18 protein-coding genes are annotated in these 21389 nt (G+C 73.0%); 11 read left to right on the plus strand and 7 right to left on the minus strand.

The features are described from left to right. A complete protein-coding gene (locus tag AB0A69_RS32300; RefSeq protein ID WP_361429408.1) occupies window positions 1-792 on the minus strand; it encodes an ATP-binding cassette domain-containing protein in 792 nt (263 codons plus the stop codon). Between the two features lie 145 nt (window positions 793-937). On the opposite strand from AB0A69_RS32300, the gene AB0A69_RS32305 reads away from it, so the two are divergent. Then, on the plus strand, window positions 938-1288 hold the full coding sequence (locus AB0A69_RS32305) for a cupin domain-containing protein (protein WP_361429410.1): 351 nt from the start codon (window positions 938-940) through the stop codon (window positions 1286-1288). A gap of 152 nt (window positions 1289-1440) precedes the next feature. On the opposite strand, the gene AB0A69_RS32310 is transcribed toward AB0A69_RS32305, so the two are convergent. Further along, a complete protein-coding gene (locus AB0A69_RS32310; protein ID WP_361429412.1) occupies window positions 1441-2364 on the minus strand; it encodes a Rieske 2Fe-2S domain-containing protein in 924 nt (307 codons plus the stop codon). A 175-nt stretch (window positions 2365-2539) separates the two neighbouring features. Between AB0A69_RS32310 and AB0A69_RS32315 the strand changes: the two genes are divergently transcribed. From AB0A69_RS32315 to AB0A69_RS32330, 4 genes are all read left to right on the plus strand, one after another. Next, on the plus strand, window positions 2540-3208 hold the full coding sequence (locus tag AB0A69_RS32315) for a PadR family transcriptional regulator (protein ID WP_361429414.1): 669 nt from the start codon (window positions 2540-2542) through the stop codon (window positions 3206-3208). Window positions 3209-3270: 62 nt separating this feature from the next. Beyond that, window positions 3271-4992, plus strand: a complete 1722-nt coding sequence (locus AB0A69_RS32320; RefSeq protein WP_361429416.1) for an acyl-CoA dehydrogenase family protein — start codon at window positions 3271-3273, stop codon at window positions 4990-4992. A 487-nt stretch (window positions 4993-5479) separates the two neighbouring features. Continuing rightward, complete coding sequence (locus AB0A69_RS32325) at window positions 5480-5746, plus strand: alpha-amylase (protein ID WP_361429418.1); 267 nt, start codon at window positions 5480-5482, stop codon at window positions 5744-5746. Window positions 5747-5794: 48 nt separating this feature from the next. Further along, on the plus strand, window positions 5795-6160 hold the full coding sequence (locus tag AB0A69_RS32330) for an MmcQ/YjbR family DNA-binding protein (RefSeq protein ID WP_361429420.1): 366 nt from the start codon (window positions 5795-5797) through the stop codon (window positions 6158-6160). A gap of 51 nt (window positions 6161-6211) precedes the next feature. Here the strand turns inward: AB0A69_RS32330 and AB0A69_RS32335 are convergent, their stop codons facing one another. After that, a complete protein-coding gene (locus AB0A69_RS32335; RefSeq protein WP_361429422.1) occupies window positions 6212-7036 on the minus strand; it encodes an ATP-grasp domain-containing protein in 825 nt (274 codons plus the stop codon). 44 nt (window positions 7037-7080) lie between these two features. Here AB0A69_RS32335 and AB0A69_RS32340 point away from each other — a divergent pair, with 44 nt between their 5' ends. Next, window positions 7081-7557: a hypothetical protein gene (locus tag AB0A69_RS32340; RefSeq protein ID WP_361429424.1), complete on the plus strand. Its 477-nt coding sequence runs from the start codon at window positions 7081-7083 to the stop codon at window positions 7555-7557. Here the strand turns inward: AB0A69_RS32340 and AB0A69_RS32345 are convergent. Both AB0A69_RS32345 and AB0A69_RS32350 read right to left on the minus strand, forming a co-directional pair. Next, window positions 7480-8241, minus strand: a complete 762-nt coding sequence (locus AB0A69_RS32345; RefSeq protein WP_361429426.1) for an alpha/beta hydrolase — start codon at window positions 8239-8241, stop codon at window positions 7480-7482. The two genes, AB0A69_RS32340 and AB0A69_RS32345, sit on opposite strands and share 78 nt — an antisense overlap. Window positions 8242-8276: 35 nt before the next feature. Next, window positions 8277-9209, minus strand: a complete 933-nt coding sequence (locus AB0A69_RS32350; RefSeq protein ID WP_361429428.1) for an NADP-dependent oxidoreductase — start codon at window positions 9207-9209, stop codon at window positions 8277-8279. A gap of 115 nt (window positions 9210-9324) precedes the next feature. Here AB0A69_RS32350 and AB0A69_RS32355 point away from each other — a divergent pair, with 115 nt between their 5' ends. Continuing rightward, on the plus strand, window positions 9325-10317 hold the full coding sequence (locus AB0A69_RS32355) for a helix-turn-helix domain-containing protein (protein ID WP_361429430.1): 993 nt from the start codon (window positions 9325-9327) through the stop codon (window positions 10315-10317). Between the two features lie 19 nt (window positions 10318-10336). Here the strand turns inward: AB0A69_RS32355 and AB0A69_RS32360 are convergent, their stop codons facing one another. Further along, the gene (locus AB0A69_RS32360) at window positions 10337-15487 is read right to left on the minus strand and encodes a tetratricopeptide repeat protein (RefSeq protein WP_361429432.1); all 5151 of its coding nucleotides are present in this window, start codon (window positions 15485-15487) and stop codon (window positions 10337-10339) included. Next, window positions 15484-15987 (minus strand): hypothetical protein, encoded by a 504-nt coding sequence (locus AB0A69_RS32365; protein WP_361429434.1) that lies wholly within the window; start codon window positions 15985-15987, stop codon window positions 15484-15486. The genes AB0A69_RS32360 and AB0A69_RS32365 overlap by 4 nt, the downstream gene beginning before the upstream one ends. Before the next feature lie 717 nt (window positions 15988-16704). Between AB0A69_RS32365 and uppS the strand changes: the two genes are divergently transcribed. From uppS to AB0A69_RS32385, 4 genes are read left to right on the plus strand one after another with little or no spacing between them, the layout of a single operon-like run. Further along, entirely contained in the window at window positions 16705-17421 is a 717-nt protein-coding gene (gene uppS, locus AB0A69_RS32370) for a polyprenyl diphosphate synthase (protein ID WP_361429436.1), read from the plus strand. Beyond that, on the plus strand, window positions 17422-18285 hold the full coding sequence (locus AB0A69_RS32375; RefSeq protein ID WP_361429438.1) for a squalene/phytoene synthase family protein: 864 nt from the start codon (window positions 17422-17424) through the stop codon (window positions 18283-18285). Continuing rightward, the gene (locus tag AB0A69_RS32380; RefSeq protein WP_361429440.1) at window positions 18282-19802 is read left to right on the plus strand and encodes an oxygenase MpaB family protein; all 1521 of its coding nucleotides are present in this window, start codon (window positions 18282-18284) and stop codon (window positions 19800-19802) included. Before AB0A69_RS32375 ends, AB0A69_RS32380 begins: the two co-directional genes overlap by 4 nt. Before the next feature lie 26 nt (window positions 19803-19828). Then, complete coding sequence (locus tag AB0A69_RS32385; protein ID WP_361429442.1) at window positions 19829-21352, plus strand: AarF/UbiB family protein; 1524 nt, start codon at window positions 19829-19831, stop codon at window positions 21350-21352. The last annotated feature ends 37 nt before the right edge of the window (window positions 21353-21389 follow it).

A 21389-nucleotide genomic window follows, 5' to 3' on the forward strand; every position in this document is an offset into this window, starting at 1 on the left:
TCATGGGCGCCGCCGGGTCCGCGCGCTCCACCGCCCGTCCCTGCGCTCCAGCTGGACGGGGTGGCCGAAGCAGGTGCTGACCAGGTCACTGGTCAGCACCTCGGCGACGGGGCCGGAGGCCAGGGCGCGTCCGGCCCGCAGCAGCAGCGCGTGGGTCGGACCGGCCGGGAGCTCCTCCAGGTGGTGGGTCACCAGCAGGGAGGCGAGTCCGGGGTGGGCCTCGCGCAGGGCGTCCAGCCGGTCGAGCAGCAGCTCACGGCCGCCCACATCGAGGCCCGTGGCCGGTTCGTCCAGGAGCAGGAGCCGCGGCCGCGGCATCAGCGCACGGGCGATCAGGGTCCGGCAGCGTTCCCCCTGGGAGAGCGTCGGCCAGCGCGCCTCGCTCCGGCCCGCCAGCCCGAGCATTTCCGTCAGCCGGTCGGCCCGCTCCTCCTCGTCGGCGGACGGCAGCCGGCGCGGTGGGCGCTCGATGGAGTTGGTGAGGCCGGTCAGGACGACCTCGCGCACGCGCAGCGCCGAGCGGAGGGGGTGGCGGGGGTTCACGTGTCCGATGAGGGCCCGCAGTTCCCGCAGGTCGACCCGGCCGAGCCGGTGGCCCAGCACCTCCACCGTGCCGCTGGTCGGGTGGGTGAGCGCACCGAGCAGGCCGAGCAGCGTCGACTTGCCCGCGCCATTGGCGCCGAGCAGCGCCCAGTGCTCACCGGCGCGGACGGTGAGGGAGATGTCGCGGAGGAGGGGGACGCCGTCGCGGACGACCTGGACGTCATGGGCTTCGAGGGCGGCGGCGGTCATCGGCTGGGACGGGGAGCGGTGAAGATCACGGACGCAGCCTAACCACTGCTCAGCTCCTCAGACAAGCTGCGGACCTCCGGGTCGGTTGGATCCATGCGACCCCCTCCCCCAACGCCCCGATCTTGAGTGCGTACAGTCAGGGCCCATGACGAACCAGTCCTCCTTCGTGGTGCACGTTCCCGACGCCGAGCTGGAGCCCGAGCCCCTGGACCCCGAGCAGATCGTCTCCGGCGACCCGGTGGTGACCGGGAAGGTGCTGTGGGAGTCCGCCGACGGCAAGCAGGTGCGCGGCATCTGGCAGATCACGCCCGGCGTGGTGACGGACACGGAGGCGAACGAGCTGTTCGTCGTCGTCAGCGGGCGCGCCACCGTGGCCGTCGAGGGCGGGGACACCCTGGAACTCGGGCCGGGTGACGCGTGCGTCCTGCGCGAAGGGGACCGGACGACCTGGACGGTGCACGAGACCCTGCGCAAGGCGTACCACATCTGCCTCTGAGGCCAGGGGCGTCGGCGACCTACCGATCCGCCGACGCGGAACGGTCCGTCGACGCGGAACGGCCCGCCGACGCAGAACTGCCCGCCGACGCAGAACTGCCCGCCGACGCAGAACTGCCCGCCGACGCGGAGCGGCCCGTCCGCTGACCCGCGTCACCCCGCGCGGGTCGCACGGGTCGCCGCCGCCGCGCCCGCCGTGACGTCCGCGAGGTGCCGCAGCCGTACTTCCAGGCGCCCGTCGACCACCCGGCTGTCGAACGACGGCTGAGGCGCCGTCGCGGGTCCCCGGACGTTCCAGCCGTCGGCGAGCCGGAAGACGCTGCCGTGCCACGGACAGCGCACGCAGCCGTCGCGGATCTCGCCCTCCGACAGGGGTCCGGCCATGTGGCTGCACCGGTCGGCCAGCACATGGACGGCTCCGCCCGGCTCGCGGAACACCATGACCGCCACCTCGCCGACATGGCTCCGTACCGCCCTGCCCACGGGGAAGTCGGCGAGGTCGCCGAGGGCGTGCCAGCCGGGCTCCGTCATGTTCGGCACCTGCTCGGCGTGGTTCGCGCCGGAGGCCTGGCGGTAGGCGAGGTGGCCGCCCAGCGCACCGCCCACCATGACCGCCGACAGTCCGGCCAGCCCCAGCGCCTTGCCCCGCCACACGCGGCCGCGGCGCCTGGCCGCGTACGAGGCCGCGTACAGGGCGACGGCGGTGATGTTGCCGGCGGCGTGGACGAGCCCGACGCGCTGCTGCTGCTTGGGAAGGTCGGCCCAGTCGACCCAGCCGGCCACCGCGGCGGGCCCGGCTGTCGCGAGACCCACGCCGATCAGGGCCCGGGAGGCCCGGCGGTTGCCGGGCAGGGCGTCCAGCACCGCCGCCGACAGCCACGTCCCGATGGGCACCTGCACCATCAGCGGGTGCAGGGGATGCCCGAGCCAGCGCCCGTGCAGCACGTCCCGCGCGGCGCCCAGCGGGGCGGCCTGGACCGCGGACCGCACCGCGCCGATCAACCAGTCGGCTCCGGACCACCGCTCCAGCCCGTCCGCGCCCCGAAGGACGCGGCCGGGCCCTTCGGCCGACGGCATAAGCCGCCGCACCACCGCGGTCCCGCGCTGAAGCCTGCCCGTTCGTTTCATCCCGGTCATGCCGTTCCGGGTAGCCGCTCACACCCCGGATGAAACGGCGGGCCGCCGAGTGAGCCGGGTCTCACCGGGACGCCACGACTTGTCTATGCAACAAGTTGCATAGCAGGATCACGGTATGGCGCTCGAGCACGCGATCCTCGTCTCCCTGCTGGAGAAGCCCGGCTCCGGCTATGAGCTGGCCCGGCGCTTCGAGCGGTCCATCGGCTACTTCTGGACCGCCACCCACCAGCAGATCTACCGCGTGCTCAAGCGCATGGAGGCCGACGGCTGGATCGACGTGCGCGAAGTGGCGCAGCAGACCCGGCCGGACAAGAAGGAGTACTCGGTCGCCGCCCCGGGCAGAGCGGCCCTCTCCCGGTGGCTGCACGATCCGATCGAGCCCGAGAGCGTCCGGCACGACCTCGCCGTGAAGATCCGGGGCGCCGCCTTCGACGACCCGGCCGCGCTGATCGAGGAGGTGGAGCGCCACCAGGGCCTGCACCGCGACCGGCTCGCGCACTATCTCGCCGGAGAGCAGCGGGACTTCGGCGCGGACCGGGCTCCCGGAAGGCCGGTCGACCCGCTCGGTTCCGACGACGCGCACGGTTCCGACGGCGAGGGCGGGTCCGGCGGCACGGGCGGTTCCGGCGAAGCGGGCGGTTCCGGCGAAGCGGGCGGCGCGCTCGATGCCGGGCGGGAGCTCCAACACGCGGTGCTGCGGGGCGGTATCGCGTACGAGCGGATGATGATCGCCTGGCTCGACGACGTGCTCGCCACCCTCCACCGGCTCCGTCCCGGCCGCTGAACCCCGTCGGCTCTCCCTGTCGCTTCCCCTCCCCTGTCCCCAAGCCGGAAAGGCGAACATCCATGGCTGACCCGCTGCTGTTCAACCCGCGCACCTACGACCCCGCGCACTTCGACCCCGAGACCCGCAGGCTGCTGCGCGCCACCGTCGACTGGTTCGAGGAGCGCGGCAAGCGCAAGCTGATCGAGGACTACCGCTCCCGCGCCTGGCTGGCGGACTTCCTCGCGTTCTCGGCGAAGGAGCGGCTGTTCGAGACCTTCCTCACGCCCGCGTCCGCCGCCGAGGGACAGCCGGACAAGCGCTGGGACACCGCGCGGATCGCCGCCCTCAACGAGATCCTCGGCTTCTACGGCCTCGACTACTGGTACGCGTGGCAGGTCACGATCCTCGGCCTCGGACCGGTCTGGCAGAGCGACAACGCCGCGGCCCGCGCCCGCGCCGCCGAACTGCTCGCGCAGGGCGAGGTGTTCGCCTTCGGCCTGTCCGAGAAGACCCACGGCGCCGACATCTACTCCACCGACATGCTGCTGGAGCCCGACGGCGACGGCGGCTTCCGGGCCAGCGGCTCGAAGTACTACATCGGCAACGGCAACGCCGCCGGACTCGTCTCCGTCTTCGGCCGCCGCACCGACGTCGAGGGCCCGGACGGGTACGTCTTCTTCGCCGCGGACAGCCGCCACCCGGCGTACCACCTGGTGAAGAACGTCGTCGACTCGTCGAAGTACGTCAGTGAGTTCCGACTCGACGGCTACCCGGTGCGCGCCGAGGACGTCCTGCACACCGGGCGCGCCGCGTTCGACGCCGCGCTCAACACCGTCAACGTCGGCAAGTTCAACCTCTGCACGGCCTCCATCGGCATCTGCGAGCACGCGATGTACGAGGCGGTCACGCACGCGCAGAACCGCATCCTGTACGGCCGCCCGGTCACCGCCTTCCCGCACGTGCGCCGCGAGCTGACCGACGCGTACGTCCGGCTCGTCGGCATGAAGCTGTTCAGCGACCGCGCCGTCGACTACTTCCGCTCGGCGGGCCCCGACGACCGGCGGTACCTGCTGTTCAACCCGATGACCAAGATGAAGGTGACCACCGAGGGCGAGAAGGTCATCGACCTCATGTGGGACGTCATCGCCGCCAAGGGGTTCGAGAAGGACACGTACTTCGCGCAGGCGGCCGTGGAGATCCGCAGCCTGCCGAAGCTCGAGGGCACGGTCCACGTCAACCTGGCGCTGATCCTGAAGTTCATGCGCAACCACCTGCTGGACCCGGTCGATTACGCCCCCGTGCCGACGCGCCTGGACGCCGCCGACGACGCGTTCCTCTTCCAGCAGGGGCCGGCCCGCGGCCTGGGCTCGATCCGCTTCCACGACTGGCGCCCCGCCTTCGACGCCTACGCGCACCTGCCGAACGTGGCCCGCTTCCGCGAGCAGGCGGACGCCCTGTGCACGTTCGTCACCACCGCCGCGCCGAACGAGGAGCAGAGCCGCGACCTGGACCTCCTCCTCGCCGTCGGCCAGCTCTTCGCCCTGGTCGTGCACAGCCAGCTGATCCTGGAGCAGGCCCGCCCGACCGGCCTGGACGAGGACGTCCTGGACGAGCTGTTCGCCGTCCTCGTACGCGACTTCTCCGCGTACGCCGTCGAGCTGTACGGCAAGGACTCGGCCACGCCCGAGCAGCAGCGCTGGGCCCTGGACGCGGTCCGGCGCCCGGTCGTCGACGACGGCCGGTCGGCGCGCGTCTGGGAGCGCGTCGAGGCGCTGTCCGGGGCCTACGAGATGGCGCCGTAGACCCGGAACCGGCGAACCCGGTGTGCGGGAGCGCGGTGGCTCGGGGGGCGCCGCGCTCTCGCACACCGGTACGGGCCTTGCCGGCGCCGGAGCGGGGAGCGGGGAGCGGCCGTGAGCATGCGCGATTTCCGGCCGAAGTGTTCGGTCGCTCGGACAGGTTGCGCCCGTTTCGGGGCGGCGGTGCAGGTGGGCGCCCTGTGACCGGTGCGAACGGCGGGTTGCGCCATGTGCTGTGGCGCGCCGGGCGACGTGGCGGTGAGCGGAACGCCGCAGGTCGGCGGAGGCGTCGTCCCGAGGGCGTCATCCGGAGGAAACGTCGGCGACACACGGCCTTCGGACAGGTCGGCGCGAACCTTGTCCACCCGCGTCGACGGCGACGCACACTACCCCTGTCGTTCAACTCATGAAGACAGGAGTGACAGTGAAGCGGGTTGTCCGTTCAACTTTCAGCGTTGCTGCGCTGGTGACCCTCGGTGCACTCGGTCCCGTGTCCGCCGCGACGGCGGCGTCGGCCGGGTCCTTCGCACCGGCTCCGGCGTGCCTGGAACTGGCCGCCGGCTGGCGGTACACGCTCGTCGGCAACCACTGCGGCACGCCGCACCGGGTGACGGTGGAGTACCGCGACGGCACCGTCGCGCCCTGCCGCGAGGCCGCCGCCGGTGACACGGTGACGTTCGCGGGCTACGGCCCGCAGGGCAACGACCCCCTCGGCGTCCGCCTCTGCGCAGAGGCGGACGCACCTGCAAGCGCCTGACCTGCTGCGGAAGGTGGGCTGTCAGTGGTGCTCGCTACCGTGGTGGCCATGATCGATGCCGAGCAGGTCCGCCGTATCGCGCTGTCCTTCCCGGAGACGGTGGAGAAGGAGGCATGGAGCATGCCCACCTTCCGCGTGGCCGGGAAGATGTACGTCACCATCCCCGACGACCAGACGTCGTTCGCCGTGCGCTGCCCCAAGCACGAGCGCGCCGAACTGATCGCCGCCGAGCCGGGGAAGTTCTGGGTCCCACCGCACGAGGCGAGCTCCGCATGGGTCCGCGTGCGGCTCGCCGCCTTGGAGGACCTGGACGAACTGCGGGACATCCTCGTCGACTCCTGGAGACAGGCAGCCCCGGACCGGCTGGTCGAGGCCCACCCCGGCCTGCGGCCCGGAGGGGCGGCCGACCGCTGAGCGCAGGGTGCCGGTCCACCCGGCCCGGAGCGGCGGCGTCTTCAACAGCCGTCACGGTACGGGACGGCGCCCGGAGGGCTTGACCCACGCTCGGTCGCTCGCCGCCAGACGGGTCCGGGGGCCCGCGGAGCGCAGAACGACGTCCAAGACACGGTCGGGGTCGGCGGCGTAACAGTTGCTGAACCAGGCCATGTTCGCCTCGACCACCGCCCACCCCTCCGCTCCTCCGGGGTCGGGTGCCGTCACCAGCCCGACGTCCACCACCACCGCGCTCGGCAGCGTGTCCCCACACGCGGCGAGGAGCCCCGCCGCGAAGTCGAGCACGGCGGCGCGGTGCCGGTGGCCGTCGAGCGGTGCCACGTCGAGCCGTCCGAAGGTGGCGTACTGCGAACCCGTGCGGACCTCTCCGTCCAGGATGAAGAGACGGAACTCCACTGCCCAGGTGACCACGTCGCTGACCAGAACCGGGGTGTCCGGTGCAGGCTCCCCCGGCCTGCCGTACGGCAGCCGGCTGCCATCGGCGTGGACCGCTGCAGGGAAGCTCTTGTCGCTCGGGGGCTTCACGAACGCCGGCCTGGTCAGCTGCCGGGCCTCGCCCAGGGTGGCCTGGACGACCCGTCGGAGGGTGTACGCGTACGGCAGCGCCGTCAGCCAGCCATCGGCCGGCTCCAACAGCGCGATCCCGAGGTCGTCCACCACCGCGGCCGCGAACCGGGGCCCACCGTAGTAGTGGACGTCCCCGGAACCTCCGAGGCCCGCGGCGCCGACGGCCGGGAGCACCTCGACCCGCATGGACCGCCGCCGCGCGGCGGCCGACAGCAGCTCACCGGTCGTGGTGCGCTGGGGTGACAGGGCGAGGACTCCGTGCTCGTTCATGCCAGGCGACCTTGCCACCCCCATGGCCGGACCGTCCATGGGTTGTGAAGCACCTGTCGGGCGCGGCCCTCGACGAGCACCGCACCTTCGTGGGGATGCAGTACGACGCCGTGGGCAAGCCGTTCACCGAGGCCGACTACGACAGCGCGCTGCGCACCGCCTTCGGTGAACCGTGGGCCGGGCGCGTACGGAACGGGTACCCCACGAGCGCCTTCCCCTCCCCCGCGCTGGCGTGGGCCACCGTCATCACCGACCGCATGTGGGCGCGGGGCACCCAGGCCATGCACAGCGCGCTGGCACGGCATGTGCCGGTGTACGCCTACGAGTTCGCCGACCGGGAGGCGCCGATGTTCCTGCCGTTGCCCGGCGCGCCGCACGGCCCCGGGCTGCCCGCCTGCCTCCCCCACCGACCGGGGGTCGCGGGCGGCCCTCCGTACACGCAGTCACTGGCACCGCGGCGTATCGGCCCCGTCGACTACCACCGCACGCACCACCTCGGTTTCTGGAGCCGCATGCCCTGACGCGCCGGCTGGGGGCCGTGCCGCCGCCAGCAGGATCTTCAGCAGGTCGTCGGGGGCGTCCCGCATCACGTTGTGCCCTGAGGGCACCGCGTGTGTGCGCCAGGAGGGATCGTCGCGGAGGCGCTCGTGGAGTGCGGTGAAGGGCGACTGTCCGTCCCACCCGGTGGCGTAGACGTAGTCCCTGCCGCGGAAGCGGTCGAGCCCGCCCTCCAGCCGGATCGCCTGGAGCAGGGACGCCAGGGGGTGCGGTGTCGCCCGGGGATCGAAGAACGGCAGCGGTGCGCTGGTGCAGCCGGTCTCGCCCACGCCCTGCAGGTACCAGGCGCGTTCCCGCTCGGTGACCAGCGACCAGCAGGAGTCGCCGTTTTCGGGCACCATCGCGTCGACGTAGACGAGTCCGGCCACGCGCTCGGGTACGCGGTCGGCGGCGCCCGTGATCACCATGCCGCCGTAGCTGTGGCCGACCAGTACGGCGTCGGTGATCTGCTCGTCCTCCAGGAGGTTGGCGACGTCGGCGATGTGGGTGTCGAGGTTCACCGTGGCGGTGAGCAGGTGTCTGCGGTCTCCCACGCCGGTGAGGGTGAGGGGGTAGGCGTGGTGTCCGTGTTCCCGCAGCCCGCGTGCCAGCGGTTCGAAGGTCCAGGCGCCGTGCCAGGCGCCGGGTATGAGGACGAAGGTGGTCATCGGGGTGTTTCCTTGTCTCGTACGCGTCGGGGCGGTCAGTCCGCGACGGTGAGCACGATCTTGCCGGAGGTGCGGCGGCTGTCGCCGAGCTCGTGCGCCTTGGCGGCCTGGTCGAGCGGGAGCACCGTGTCGATCTCCGGGCGCAGTCGCCCGCTCTCCACCAGGGCGGCGATCTCCCGCATGCCCGCCTGATCGGCTTCCACGATCATGAAGGCGGCGCGCCGGCCGACGGCGGCGGCTTCGTCGGCCAGATACGCCTCGGCCGGGGAGGCGAGGGAGACCAGGACGCCGCCCGGGCGCAGGGTGCGCAGCGAGCGCGGCCCGTAGGCGCCGCCGATGGTGTCGATGACGACGTCGACGGGCGCGACGGCCGTCTCGAAGTCGGTTTCGGTGTAGTCGACGAGCTCATCCGCGCCGAGGCCCCGCAGGAACGCGTGCTTGGCCGCGCGGGCCGTCCCGGTCACGTGCGCTCCGCGGGCCTTGGCGATCTGGACGGCGAGGTGCCCGACGCCGCCCGCCGCCGCGTGGACCAGCACGCGCTGGCCCTCCTGTACGTGGGCCACGTCGACCAGGGCCTGCCAGGCGGTGAGGGCGGCCAGCGGCAGCGCCGCGGCCTGTATGTGGGTCAGCACCCCGGGCTTGCGGACGAGGTGCCGGGCCGGGGAGGTCACGTACTCGGCGTACGTGCCCGCCGGGAGCGGGTGGCGCGGCAGTCCGAACACCTCGTCTCCCGGGGCGAGCGTGGTCACGCCGGGGCCGACCGCCTCGACCACGCCGGAGACGTCCCAGCCGAGCCGTACCACCGTGCCGGCCAGGCCGCCGGAGGCGCGGTGCCAGGAGTCCGTCGGGTTCACCCCGGCGGCGTGGACCCGCACCAGAACCTCGGCCGGACCGGGCTGCGGGCGCTCCACCTCCATGACCTTCAGAACCTCGGGCCCACCGAATCCGTCCTGGCCGATCGCACGCATCGTCAACTCCCGTTCCCCGTCGTGGCGGGCCGCCGCGGCCCGTCGTGATCAAGCTTTTCGTACGCGGTGGAGAGGAGCGAGTGGCAAGCTTGCCAACACCTGAAAGGATCTTGCCATGCATCGTGTTCTCGTCCTCGCCCTCGACGGTGTCTATCCCTTCGAACTCAGCATCCCGGTACGGATCTTCGGCACGGCGGCCGGACGGGACGGGAAGCCGCTGTACGAGGTGGCGACGTGCAGTCTGGACGGCGGACCGGTCACCACGAGCGCCGACTTCACCATCGCCGTGGCCCACGGCAGCGAGGCGTTGCGGACGGCGGACACGGTCGTCATCCCGCCCTTCACCTGCGGCCCGGCCGGCGGCTCGGCCGGGGGCTCCGCGGAGGGCTCCGCCACCGAACGGGAGTGGCTGCCGGACGCGTTGCGCCAGGCCCTGACGCTGGTACCGGCGGGCGCCCGCATCGTCTCGATCTGCACGGCGTCGTACGTCCTCGCCGCCGCGGGCCTGCTCGACGGCCGGCCCGCCACCACGCACTGGAACGAGGCCGAACACTTCCAGCGGTCCTTCCCGCGGGTCCGGGTGGACGCCAACGTGCTCTTCGTCGACGACGGTCAGGTCCTCACCGCCGCCGGGGTGGCCTCCGGCATCGACCTCTGCCTGCATCTGGTGCGGCGCGACCACGGCAGCGAGATCGCCAACCGGGTGGCCCGGCTGTGCGTGGTGCCCCCGTGGCGGGAGGGCGGCCAGGGGCAGTACATCGACCGTCCGGTGCCGGAGCCCTCGGACGCCACGACGGCCCCCACCCGCGACTTCGCCGTGGGGCAGTTGCACCGGCCGCTCACCTTGGCCGAACTGGCGGAGCACGCCGGCATGAGCGTCCGGACGTTCTGCCGGAGGTTCCGCGAGGAGACGGGGATGCCGCCCGGCAAGTGGCTCACCCGGCAGCGCGTCGAGCACGCGCGGCGCCTGCTGGAGACCACCGACCTGCCGGTCGACCAGGTCGCCGCTCACGCGGGCTTCGGCACCGCCGCCTCGCTCCGCCAGCACCTCGCCGCCGCCATCGGGGTCTCGCCGTCGTCGTACCGCCGGGCGTTCCGGCCGGTGTGAGCGCCGGGCCCCGGACCGCTCAGCGGCCCAGGGCGCGCAGTGCCTTCTCGCGATGGCTCAGCGCCAGCTGCTCCGACTCCCGGTGGCCGGAGCGGCGGAAGTGGTCGGCCGCCCGCTGGTTGACGGTGACGGCTTCCTCGTACCGTCCCACGTCCACCAGGAGGCCGCCGAGGAGGAGCAGACCCATGCCCTCTCCCCGGCTGTCGCCGGTCTCCCGGCAGATCTCCAGGTACCGCTCGAACGCGGGGACGGAGTCCTCGTACTGCTGGAGCCCCACGGCCACGACGCCGAGCCGGAAGAGCGCCTGCCCTTCGTTGACGCGGTCCTCCCGGGCCCGGAACAGCTCCGCGGCGCGCCGGTAGGACGGGATGGCCTCACCCTTCCGGCCCATCTGCTCCAGGAGCTGGGCGAGGTGGAAGTGGACCTGGGACTCCCGCTCGCGGTCGGCCGTTCGCGGGTAGACGGTGGCGGCCCGCCGGTAGGCGGTGACGGCTTCGTCGTTCCGGCCCAGTGCCCGCAGGGCGTTGCACAGGTTGAGGAGCGCGGACCCCTCCATGGCAGGGAGGTCCTGCTCCCCGAAGGCAGCGGCGGCCCGCACGTACGTGGGGACGGCCTCCTCGTACCGGCGCGCGCCCATGAGGGCCTCGCCCAGGCGATACAGGGCCAGGCCCTCGCCCCGGGGGTCGCCCGACGCGCGGTACCGGTCGACGGACTGCCGTACAGCGGCCAGGGACTCCTCCTCGCGGCCCGCGGCCGTGAGGGCGTCGCCGAGATGGAGCAGCGCTTGGGCCTCGCCGGGGCCGTTGCCGGTCCCGCGGAAGAGCTCGACGGCCTGCCTGCAGACGGTGACGGCCTTCTTCGGCTTTCCCTGCCCGGTCAGGCCGCGCCCGACGACGGTGAGCGCATGGGCCTCCCGGGCGCGGTCGCCGGACCGGTGGTGCGTCTCGGCGGCATGCCGGCCGGCGGTGACGGCTTCCGCGTGCCGGCCCAACCGGTACAGCGATTCCCCGAGTTCGCCGTACGCCGCTCCTTCGCCGCGTACGTCGCCCGCGGAGCGGAACGCGACGATGGCCCGCTCGCGGGCGGCGACGGACTCCTTGACGCGCCCCAGCTCCATGAGCGCGGATGCGAGCCGGTCGAGCAGTTCGGCCTCGTGCGCCGGGTCGCCGGCCTCGCGGTAACCGGAGGCGGCCTGCTCGCAGAGCGGCACGGCCTCGGCGTACCGGCCCTCGTAGACGAGGACGAGGGAGAGGTTGAACAGCACCGCCAGCTCGCTGTCGCGGTCGCCGAGTTCCCGGCAGAGCCCGAGCGCCCGCTGGTACACCGTGATCGCTTCGGTTGACCGGTGCACCTGGCAGAGACGGATGCCGAGCTCCTGCAGCACCACGGTCTCACGCTCTCGGTTGCCGACCTTGCGGTAACCGGCGGCGGCCTCCTCGCAGGCGGTGACGGCCTCCTCGAACCGCCCCGCTCTGGTCAGGGCCTCGTGGCGGACGGCCTGTGCGTGGGCTTCGAGCTCGTGGTCCCCGGTCTCCCGCAGGAGTGCGGCGGCCTTCCCGCAGGCGGTGGCGGCCTCCGCGTAACGGCTCAGCTCCGTGCAGGCGTTTGCGAGGTTGATCAGCTCCGACGCCTCGCCGGTGCGGTCGCCGAGCTCGCGGAAGACCGCGGCGCCCCGCTGCGTGGCGGCGACGGCCTCGTCGTAGCGCTGCGTGCGCAGCAGGGCGGTGCCGAGCCGGCTGAGCACCCGGCCTTCCTTGCCGCGGTCGTCGTTCTCGTGGAAGAGCGCGGCCGAACGCTGGTAGGCGGTGATCGCCTCGTCGAGCCGACCGGTCTCGTACAGGGCGTCGCCCAGATTGCTGAGGGAGTCCGCCTCGCGGCGGTGGTCGCCGTGCTCGCGGTAGACGGCAGCGGCCTGCCGCGAGGGGGCGATGGACTCCTCGTGGCGCCCCTGACTGAGGAGGGCGTTGCCGAGGTTGTGCAACGGCAGGCCCTCATGGCGGCCGTCGCCGGTCTCGTCGGAGAGGGCGGCGGCACGCCGGCTGACCTCGGCGGCCTCGGCGAACCGCCGCGCGGCCGTCAGGGCGTTGCTCAGGTTGGTGAGCGCCGCCACCTCGAAGATCCGCGGCCTGGCGCCCCGGAAGGTGGCCGCGGCCCGTTCGGCGGCGGCGACGGCCTCGTCATGGCGGCCGTCGTCGGCCAGGGCGGTGCCGAGGTTGGTCAGCGCGGTGCTTTCCAGGATGCGGTCACCGGTCCGGCGGAAATGGCCGGCGGCCCCGTCGAAGAAGGCGGCCGCGTCCTCGGAGCGTCGCATGCCCATCAGAGCGTGGCCCGCTTCGAGGAGCAGCTCGGCGGCGCGGCGGCGGTCACCGGTCTCGATGTGGACGGCCGCGGCCCGCTCCACGGCGGTGACGGCCTCCTCGAAACGTCCCAGGCGGGCCAGGGTCTGGCCGAGCTTCCCCAGCGACGTGGCGAGGTCTGCCCGTTCGACCCCGGAGAACGTCTCGTCCAGCTGCCGGTACAGCTCGGTCGCCGCACGCGTGGCGGCCAGCGCCTCCTCCCGGACGCTGCTCGGGGTGCGGGCCAGCCGACCGCGTACGTCCGCGTGCTCGGGCAGGTCGACCGTGGGGTGGGCGAGCGTCAGCTGCCGGAAGAGGTCGTCGGCTTCCCGGGTGACGGCCAGGGCCCGCTCCTCGTGGCCCAGGGCGAGGAGCCGGTTGCCGAGGTCGTTCAGGACCTTGGCCAGACCGAGGCTGTGGGCGGCGGCGTCGGTGTCGGCCAGCTGCCGCTGGATCGCCACGGCCTCCTCGGCCGGGGCGAGGGCCTCCTCCCCGCGGCCCAGGTCCGCGAGGAACGCCCCCAGGCTGATCAGCGCGGTCGTCAGGTCGGGCTGGTGGGCGGCGGGATTGGCGTCGGCCAGCTGACGGTACAGGTCGGTGGCCACCTCCGTGATCTCCAGCCCTTCCTCGGGGCGGCCGGCGGCGCGCAGCGCGGCCCCGAGGTTGGTGAGTGACATGGCGAAGTGGTGCCGCTCGCCGTCGGGGTCGGCGTCCGCGAGGCGCCGGTACAGCTCGACCGCCTCCTCGGCGGCGGCCAGGCCCTCCTCGGTGCGGCCCGCGTCGACCAGGCGCAGACCCAGGTTGTTGAGCAGCCCCGCCAGGTCGGGCCGGTACACGGGGTCGGCGTCGGCCAGGCGCCGGTACAGTTCGGCCGCCTCCTGGGTGGCGGCCAGGGCCTCCTCCGACCGGCCGTGCCGGGCGAGCCGGTTGCCGAGCCCCGCCAGCGAGTCCGCCAGGCGGTCCTGGTGAGCGGCGTGGTCGGCGGCGGCCAGGCTGCGGCTGATCGCCACGGATTCCTCGGCGGTGAACAGCGCCTCCTCCCAGCGGCCGGCGGCGGACAGCCGGTCGCCGAGGACGCTGAGGGCGTTCGCCAGCTGCGGCAGGTGGCCGGGGTCGCTCCCGGCCAGCTCCCGGTGCAGGCGTACGGCCTCCTCGGCAGGGGCGACCGCCTGCTCCCGTCGGCCGGCGTTGGCCCGGCGCCACGCCAGGGTGCCGTACAGCCAGGCGCGTTGGCCGAGGTCCGTGGTCGTGGCCAGACGGTGCGCGATCAGGGTCTCGACGACGGCGAGGATGCCGCTGTCCAGGTCCGCGTGGCGGCCCGAGGGCAGTTCCGATTCGACGGCCTCCAGGACCGCGAGCAGGGAGGGGTCGACGCCCTTCTCGGCCGGGCCGGTCGTGGCACTCGTGGCGCTCGTGTCGCTGGTGGCGCTCGTGTCGGCGAGGGCGGCGAGCGCGGTCAGGGCGGGGCTGCCGGCCGCGATCGCGAGGCCGGGTTCGGCGCGCAGCAAGGGGTAGAGCACCCGCTCGCCGAGATGGGCCCAGCGGTCGGCCGCGGAGGCGAGGAACGTCACGGCCCGCGGGGCCACGGTGGGCCTCAGCTCGCCGTCCAGCAGGACGGCCGGGACCCCGCTCGCCCACGGGTCGGGGTCGTAGGCGCTGATGTCGTGCCCTGGCGTGAGCAGGGCGAGGAAGTCCTCGGCGAGCCGGTCGGGGTAGAGCGGCTCCAGGACCAGCTCGCGGTCGGCGGGCGGGTAGCAGAACCGGTGGTCGAGGAGGAGGTCCTGCGGGTGGCCCGGCAGGTCGAGGGCGCGCAGCGCCCGCGCCCCGGCGTCGTGGCTCACGGCACCGGTGAGGGCGGCCGTGAACACCGTCTTGGCCATGACCGCGGGCCGGGTCCGGTAGTCCTGCCCGTGTCCACCGGCGTCGAACAGCCGCTGCCACGCCCGGTATTCGCGGTCCAGGAGGTACGCCGACAGCTCGTGCGGCTCCGCGAGGGAGGGCCGTTCGCCGCGTGTGTGGGCGTCGACGGAGACCAGGGCGGCCATGTGCAGGTTCAGCGTCAGGCCGAAGCCACGGCGGTTCAGGGAAACGGGCGGCCCGACGGCTGCCGTGTCCGGCAGGTCGTACAGGTCGTGTGCGGCGAAGCGGTCCCGGGCGGCGGTGAACATCCGCAGCCGGTCCGCGTCCAGGGAGGGCAGGAGCAGGTCACCGGCGGCGGCGCGGCGGTCGGCGAGCTCACCGCGCAGGGCCGCGAACCAGCGGACGGTGCGACCGATCAGCAGGACGCGCGTGGGCCGCTGCCGGTGCAGGACGGGGTCGGACAGCAGGCGCTCCAGCTCGCTGTGCGCCCAGCGGTCGGCGTAGTCGACCACGAGCAGCACACCGGCCCCGTCCGCGGGGGACGCGGTCAGGTCACCCGCGGGCGGGCCTGCGCTCCGGAAGCCCGCCTGCAGGACCTCCCAGCGTTCGGCCGCCGGCAGGTCCGGGCTGCGGGACTGCTCGGCGAACTCCGTGGCGAGCCGCGTCTTGCCCTCCCCGCCGGGAGCGTGGAGCAGGAGCACCGAAAGCCGCGTGTCCCGCGCGTCCCGCCACTGCCGCAGCCGTTCCAGCTCGGCCTCCCGGCCGGTGAAGGGGACGACGTGGCTCCGTGCGTCGAGGAGGCGGCTGGGCTGCGCCATCAGCCATGCGGTGTCCGGGGCGGCCGGGGCGGGTAACGCCTCGACCGCCGGCAGCCGCCTCCCGTAGTAGTGGTGGTGGACGGTCGCGGTCGCGTTCGGGCCCTGTGCCGCCACCGCGCCGGCGGCGACGTGCTGTTCGTAGCGCGGCTCGGTCAAGACTCACCGAGGGGCGCCTGAGCCGGTGCACCGCCGGCTGCGTAATGGTGGTGGTTGATGGTGACGGCCGCGCCCGGACCCTGCGCGCCCGCGCCGCCGTTCTGGATCACCTGGCTGTAGACGCCACCGGCTGCCGTTCCGCGCAGCGCCGCCCCGAGGGCGCGGATCTCGCCGTCGGCGCCGGGCTGCCCGGCGAGCAGCTCGCGCAGCAGCCTCTCGTGTTCGGCCGAGCGGTCGGCGTTCTCCAGGGCCGCGCCGAGCCGGGCCGCCCAGTCGTCGTGCGCGGCGCCCAGCGCCGACTCGTCGCCGCGCTCGTAGGCGGTGAGGACGGTCTCGCGGGCCTGCTCCAACTCCGCCTCGGCGGCCGCTGCTTCCTCGTCCTGGCCGCGCCCGAGCAGCCGGACGAAACCCCGCTTGGTGTGGTCCCACGCGTCCGTCGTCATCGCGGTGACGAGCGTGGTCGCGGCGGTGGCGGCGACGGCCGCGACAGCAGGGTCCAAGACGATCTCCTCCAGAGGCACTTGACCACTCCGAGGGCACAAGTGTGCCATCGGGTCGCTGCGGACGGCTTGGTTCACCTGATGCGGTTCCGGCCAACTTCCCGGTCCGTTCGTTTGAGGGAGGCCCCGGTCGGTCCCGTTACCTGCGCCGTCCACGTCCACTTCGTCCGAAGGAATCCGCTCGTGTCCGGGCCTGCGCACCCGCGGGCGGTGATCTGGGACTGAGCCGACGGCCCGCCCTGCGTGCCGGGGCCCGGGCGGGCCGTACACCAGCCCGTCGGCCTAAGGGCGACCGGCGGGCGAGGCGCGTGCGCTGCCGCCGCGAGCACCCGGGCCGCCGTGCGAGAACCCCGCGCCGCCGCGTCGGACACAATCGCCCAGGGCACGGACCTGCTGTCGACCGCGCCACCCGGTTCCCTACCCGTCGGCAGCACGGGACGGGGACCGGCGCCTCACCGCTTACACCGCAAAAACGTATTCTGCCTTCTCCTTTGACACGCGTGCATTCTCCTTTTCGCGCTCTCCCCTCATCGAATCATCGAATAAAGACATCCATTCTGTCGTCGTACAACGGTGCGACAGAAAATCCGAAACGATTCAGGCGGTTGGGGGTGGGGTACGAACGACGCCGGGAGCACGTTCATGGGAGGGTGGAATTAAATGGCCGGTACCCCGTTGTCGTCGGAGCCGCATTCGTTCAGAGGCCGGAAACCTGTGGTGCCGCCGGAGCGGCTGCCCGCACACGTCGCCCTGATCGTCGACGGCAACGGCCGGTGGGCCGCTCGTCGCGGCCTGGCCCGCAACGCCGGGCACGCCGCCGCCGTGCCGCGTCTGCTCGACACCATCGACGGCGCCGTGGAGGCGGGGATCCGGTACCTGTCGTTCTACCTGTTCTCCACCGAGAACTGGCGACGCGAGCCGGCGGAGGTCGCGAGGACTCTGGAGATCATCGGCGATTTCGTCACCGACAACCGTGCCGAACTGCACGCCAAGGGCGTACGGGCCCTGTGGTGCGGCCGGCGCGACCGGGTGCCGCCCGCACTGGGCCGTACCCTCGCCGACTTCGAACAGCTCACCCGCGGCAACCGGACGCTGGACCTGGTCTTCTGTGTCGACTACGGCGCCCGCGACGAACTGCTTCGGGCGGCGGCCGAGTTGGCGCGGGACGCCGCCGACGGACGGCTGAGCCCCGACCGCATCGATGTCGCGTCGCTGACCAGTCGGCTGTACCAGCCCGGCGTACCGGACGTGGACCTGCTCATCCGCACCTCGGGCGAACACCGGATCAGCAACTTCCTGCTGTGGCAATGCGCTTATGCGGAGCTGTACTTCACCGACGTGCTCTTCCCCGACTTCGACCGCTACGCCCTCTGGCAGGCGGTGGCCGACTATGCCGGCCGGGAACGCCGTTTCGGAAAGGCAGGGGCGGCCTGAATGAACCTGGTACCGCCCGTCTCGTACCGGGTCGTGCTGGACCGTGCCGGAATTCACGAGCCTTCGGTGCGGAACACGTACCGCGATATCGCCCGCGAGGTTCGCCGACTCGAGCCTCCCTACTATGCGGCCACCCGGCTGCTCGCACCGCTGTGGCTGCAGCCGCACATCCTGTGCGTGTACGCGTTCGCTCACGCCACGGACACCGCTGCCGACAGCGGGCCGGTCGACCGGCGCCCGCAGCGCTTCCGTACGTGGGAGGCCACCGTACGGGCGGCCCTCACCGACCGTCGTGCGGACGATCCCCGGTTGGCCGCGCTGCTGCTCACCCTGGAACGCACCGGGCTCCCCGAGGCGTGGGTGGGCGACTTCATGGACGGCATGGCCGGCGACCTCGACTACCGTGACTTCGGCTCGGAGGCCGGCTTCCAGGCGTACGTGGACCGCGTCTCGCATCCGCTGATGCTCCTGCTCAGCGGAGTCCACCCCGGGTGCCGTACAGAGCAGGTGGTCCGCGCGCTGCGCGACGCGGCCGAGGCGGCGCAGCGCATCGACTGCCTCAGTGACCTCGCCGACGACCTGCGGGCCGGGCTGCCCTGCCTGCCGCACACCGGTCGGCAGCTGCGCGAGCAGATCGAGCTCGCCGGCGCGGCCCTGGACCGGGCCGGCGCCGTCCTGCCGCTCCTGCCGCCGGAGTTCACCCCTGTCATGACGGCGTTCCTCGACGTGCACCGGATCCAGCTGCGGGCCGTCGAACGAGCCGGACCCCATCTGACGCGGAAGACCGTCCGAACCCCCCTGACGCCCTCGCTCAAGGTCCTCTTCGCCGCGCGGCGACAGCACATGGAAGGCGCCCCGACATGACCGCACCCCTGTCGGCCTCCGAGCCCGAAGTCTCCATCGACTGGACGGGTTTCCCCGGCCCCGGGTCCGTGACCTGGAGTCTGCTGGGCCAGTGGCGGATGGCCCTGGTGATGCCCCGCCTGCTGGTGCTGCAAGCGGCGCACCCGGTGGTCGGCGCCGGCCTGGCGAAGCACTCCACCTATCGCACCCACCCCTGGCGACGCGTCGATCACACCCTGATCAGTCTGCAGCGCTTCGTCTACGCCCCGCCCGAGCAGCGGCACAAGGAGGTGCACCGGATCCTGCGCGCCCACCGGCGCATCAAGGGCACCGATGAGCGGGGCCGCGCCTACACCGCCGAGCAGCCGGAGGTACGGGCCTGGGTGCTCGGCACCGTGTTCGAGGCGATGAGCAGCATGGAGCGGCTCGCCGGCCGGCCGCTCTCGGCCGCCTCCGAGGCGAGGCTGTACGACGAGTGGCGTGCCACTCTCGGGGCCTTCGGTCTGGACCGCGACCTACTGCCACCCGATCTCGACGGGTTCTGGGACTACTTCGAGCGGATGCAGCGCGTGGTGCTGGAGGACAACACCGAAGTGCGTTTCCTGATGCGGGACATGTACCGGGGTGCCGCGACGCCGTCGGTGCTGGAGTGGTGCCCGCCGCTGTGGGCGATGATGCGTTCCTCGGCCGCGATGCTGATGCCCGGCGCGGTGGCCGCGCAGCTGCCGCGGACGTACCGGGAGCGCCTCCATCTGCACGTGGGGCAGGCCGACCGTACGCTGTCGCGCACCGTGCACCACACCGCGCGCGCCGCGATGGAGCCGCTGCCCGTAGGCGGCCGGTACATGCCCATCGCCGCCGCCGCGCTGGCAGGCCGGGAGCTGGACGAGGCGGACGAGGTGCGCCCCGGCGGCTTCACGCTTCCCGGCGCCGGTCTCCTGTCCCGGCCCCTGGGGCTGGTCAGAGCGGTGGCGTCCGCGGCCGTCCGCGGGCGGGACCGCGACTCCAGGGAGGACCGGCTGGGCCGTTTCTTCTCCCAGGTGCTCGACCAGACCGGCGACGGCAGGATCGACGCCCCCGACCTCCAGGCCATGGCCCGTGCCCTGTGCTGGCAGCTGGAACTCACCCCGGAGCAGGAGGACGGGGTGTACGCCGGATTCACCACGTGGTGGGAGCACATGCGCTCCACCATGGATACGGACGGCGACGGGAGCATCGGCAAGGACGAGTGGATCACCGCGATGCTCCGCAACTGCGACGCGGACCCGGCGTACGTGCGCGACGGTGTGCATCACGCTGTGCGCGCCATGTTCGAGGCAGTGGACACCGACGGCAGCGGGGCCATCGACCGGCATGAGTACCGCACGGTGTTCGCGGGAGGACGGATCGATCCGGGCGACCTCGACCGCGGCTTCGACGAACTCGACGTCGACAAGGACGGCACGATCAGCCTGCCCGAACTCCTGGACGGTTTCACGGCGTTCTTCATGGCCCGGGAAGCACACGTGTCCGGAACACAGCTGCTGGGACGGGCCTGAGGCCGGTGACCGTGGGAAGGGAAGGGGTGCGGGGCGTTGCCGTGGCCCGGCTGGCCGGGCTGCTCGCGCAGGATGTGCTCACGGCCCAGGAGAACGCCGATGCGCCTGAGGGCAGAGTGGCCGCGCAGCGCTGCCGGGCGCGGCGGATCCGGGAGGCGTTGGAGGCACTGGGGCCTTTCTACATCAAGGTCGGACAGGTGCTGGCCACCCGGCCGGATCTGGTCTCCGGCGCCTTGGTGACGGAACTGGAACGGCTGCAGGGCGCGGTGACGGTGGCGCCGTTCGCCGCTTTCGAGCCGGTACTCGAGGAGGAGCTGGGGCGCGACTGGCGGCGGCTGTTCCGCGAGGTCGACACCGGCCGGCCCTGCGGCTCCGCGTCGCTGGCCCAGGTGTATCCCGTGGTGCTGCACGATGGCAGCCACGCGGTGCTCAAGGTGCAGCGGCCCGGGGCCGCGGGCCGGATGCGGGCGGACATGGCGGCGCTGGGCCGAGCGGCCCGGATGGCGGGGCGGGCGGCTCCCCGGCTCGCGGAGGTGCTGGACCTCGACGCGGTCCTGCAGGGGATCTTCGACTACATGCGTCCGGAGCTCGACTTCACCGCCGAGGCCGCGCACATGGAGGCCGGCCGCCGGGCGGCCGCGGGCTTCCGCCACCTCACGGTGCCCGCGGTACGGCAGGCCGGGCGGCGGGTGCTGATCCAGAGCGTCGCCCCCGGACGGGCGCTCAGCGCCGGGGCGGCGGACGACCTGTGCGAGGAGCAGCGCGAACGGGTGGGCGCCGAACTGCTCAGGTACATGTACCGGGGCTACTTCGTCGAGCACTTCTTCCACGCCGATCCGCATCCGGGAAACGTCTTTCTGCACCCCGAGACGGGGGCGACCCTGATCGACTGGGGGATGGCCGGGCGCGTCGACCGGCACACCGGGACGGTGGGAGCGCTCGCGTTCACCAGCATCGCCCAGAACGACGCGCGCGGGCTGGCCGCCGCCTGGCTCGAACTGGGCCGGTCCACCCCGCGCACGGACCTGCCGGGGTTCCGGGACGATCTGACGCGCGTGGTGCCCCAGTTGGCGATGAGCCGGCTCGACGGCATGAACCTCGGCTCGGCCCTGTCCACGATCCTGCGGTGCGCCGCTCGGCGCGGGATCCGTACCAGCCCCATGATCGGCATGTTGGGCAAGTCCATGGCCAACGTCGAGTGCACGGTGCGCGGCATGGCCCCGAATCTGTCGGCCGCGGAAGTGTTCCGAGAAGCGCTGATGGACGTCATGGGTGAGCTCGCGCGCAGGCACCTGTCACAGGAGCAGGTGGCACGGCGGGGCCTGGAGCTTCTGGCGGCCGGTGACAGCGCCGTGGACGAGGCGCGCGCCGTGCTGCGCGGCCTGGCCTGCCAGGAGGGCGCGGCGCGCATGGGGTCGTCACCCGGTCACGGCATCGGCGGTGGCGGGGAAGGACGGGGCCCGCTGGCACGCTACGGCGGTGCCGCGGCGGGGTGGGCGCTCGCCGCGTGGGCGGTGCACCGGGTGACGCGCCACGGCCCGCGGCGTTAGGGAGCGTCCCGCCGTCCACCACCGTCCACCACCGGGC

Source organism: Streptomyces sp. NPDC045431, from assembly GCF_040646655.1.
In the GTDB taxonomy this organism is placed as follows: Bacteria; Actinomycetota; Actinomycetes; order Streptomycetales; family Streptomycetaceae; genus Streptomyces.